We start from the raw sequence: 496 nt of genomic DNA, 5'->3' as shown, positions 1-496 counted from the left end.
ATGGTGTGGCAAGAAGGTACAATTGGAAACCATACTATTGACTTCTCAAAGAGCACTACATTTGTTCCAGAATTTGGCCCACTTGCATCAATCGTTCTTGTCTTGTCACTTGTCTCGATTGTTGTAGTGTCAGTCAAGTCTGGCTTGAAATTGAAGATCTAACCCTATTACGGATTTGAGAAAGAATAATTATTGATTATCCTCTCATTATGGCATGATTCCAATTATTCTTGTTTCAAAATTTGTGTTACTAGTTGTAATTGACATACTTCCCTTCAAAGGATCTACGCTGTCTCTGCTTGTAATTGCATTTATCGCAGTAATTGCTCTTGCAATTTTTCGATTCTTGGTTCCTTTGATAATAGCCGGTATCATAGTAATATTGTTGCTTGTCTTGATATTTGGGGGAATTCCGATTTCTATTTCCAAGTGAGTCTTGCAGGACCTGAACCTGCAATTCAGTTGTATTCGACAACTACCTAAATGCAATGTCGCC

The 496-nt window shown here is 37.5% G+C and carries 2 protein-coding genes; one reads left to right on the top strand and one right to left on the bottom strand.

The genetic code is table 11. The features are described from left to right. Complete coding sequence (locus DYY66_RS16215; RefSeq protein ID WP_166287286.1) at nucleotides 1–162, top strand: PEFG-CTERM sorting domain-containing protein; 162 nt, start codon at nucleotides 1–3, stop codon at nucleotides 160–162. A gap of 45 nt (nucleotides 163–207) precedes the next feature. Here the strand turns inward: DYY66_RS16215 and DYY66_RS06640 are convergent, their stop codons facing one another. Further along, on the bottom strand, nucleotides 208–429 hold the full coding sequence (locus DYY66_RS06640) for a hypothetical protein (protein ID WP_166287284.1): 222 nt from the start codon (nucleotides 427–429) through the stop codon (nucleotides 208–210). Nucleotides 430–496 lie beyond the last annotated feature (67 nt).

The organism is Candidatus Nitrosotalea sp. FS, assembly GCF_011319475.1.
In the GTDB taxonomy this organism is placed as follows: domain Archaea; phylum Thermoproteota; class Nitrososphaeria; order Nitrososphaerales; family Nitrosopumilaceae; genus Nitrosotalea.
Note: the sequence above shows the minus strand (reverse complement) of the source record. Positions and strands in the feature narration are given on the sequence as shown.